Source organism: Nonomuraea antimicrobica, from assembly GCF_039536965.1.
GTDB lineage: Bacteria > Actinomycetota > Actinomycetes > Streptosporangiales > Streptosporangiaceae > Nonomuraea > Nonomuraea antimicrobica.
The window spans coordinates 1-998 of record NZ_BAAAZP010000258.1 but is presented as its reverse complement, the minus strand read 5'-3'; the positions used below and the strand labels follow the sequence as shown (position 1 = coordinate 998).

Annotated in this window: 2 protein-coding genes; both read right to left on the bottom strand. The window is 73.0% G+C overall.

The genetic code is table 11. From position 1 onward, the window contains the following. Window positions 1-410 (bottom strand): hypothetical protein (locus ABD844_RS52305; RefSeq protein WP_344897610.1); only part of this gene is annotated, 410 nt, incomplete at its 3' end. A 3-nt stretch (window positions 411-413) separates the two neighbouring features. Next, a complete protein-coding gene (locus tag ABD844_RS52300; protein ID WP_344897607.1) occupies window positions 414-848 on the bottom strand; it encodes a hypothetical protein in 435 nt (144 codons plus the stop codon). Between the last annotated feature and the right edge of the window lie 150 nt (window positions 849-998).

Sequence of the window (998 nt, the reverse complement as noted above, 5' to 3'; positions counted from 1 at the left end):
AAGAAGGTCGCGTCGACCTGATAGGCGTGCTCGCCGCGGGTGCCGGGCCGGTTGTCGACGAGTTGCGGGCCAACGAGGTCGTCGGTGACGAGGCAGGTGGCGACGTCGCCCATCGGCGTCGGCATCCCGGTCAGGCTGGCGACGGCGTTGGCGTACGCGGTGGCCGCCAGCTCGGTCGCCTCGTCGTCCGGCCCGCACACGAGGCCGGCGATACGGGCCTCGTCGGCGGGCTCTTCGGCTGTGAGCGCGTCGGCTCCGTCCAGCCGGTAGAGCACGACGTAGCAGCCGGGCGCGGGCGAGCGGGGCAGGTCGCGGAATGCGCCGCGGTCGAGCGGCCGGCCGCGGCCGGTCAGTGTCGGGTGGCTGTTGACCCACTTGAGCACCGCCGTGACGGCGGCAACGCGCGGCACGGGTCACGCCCCGCGCAGGTCGGCCAGCGCCCGCCGCAGGTAGGCGCGCGGTTCGGTGCCGGGGTGGTTGATGACCTTGGCGAAGTGGACACGCCCGTCCGAGCCCGTCCAGCGCAGCCATCCGTCGGGGCGGCGCGCCCGGATCCGGTGCGGCTTGGTGCCGACCTCCATGAACAGGCCGTACGGGGCGCCGTCGGCGGTCCGTGCCGGCGACGAGACGTCGGCGTACACGCCGATGACGTCGCGGCCCATGTCCCAGCGGATGCGCGCGCGCAGGTAGCCGGGCGGCCGGCCCGCACTGCCGTCCTCGGACACGGGCGCGTACCGCTTCGCCGTGCGGGTGGCCTGCCGTGCCAGCTTGGCGATGTGCAGCCCGATCGGCCCGGTCTCGCTGCGGAAGACCCGCTCGAACTCTGGCTCATTCCAGACGATCAGCACCGGGCCCTCCTCACAGCGGGTAGTCGCCCCACCAAGGCGGTTCCGGCATCGACCAGATCGGCAGCAGGGACCCCGACGTGCCGTGGCCTTGATCGTTGATCGCCTGCCTGAGCCGTTCGAGCTTGGCGTTCGCCAGCTCGTTGAGCTGCT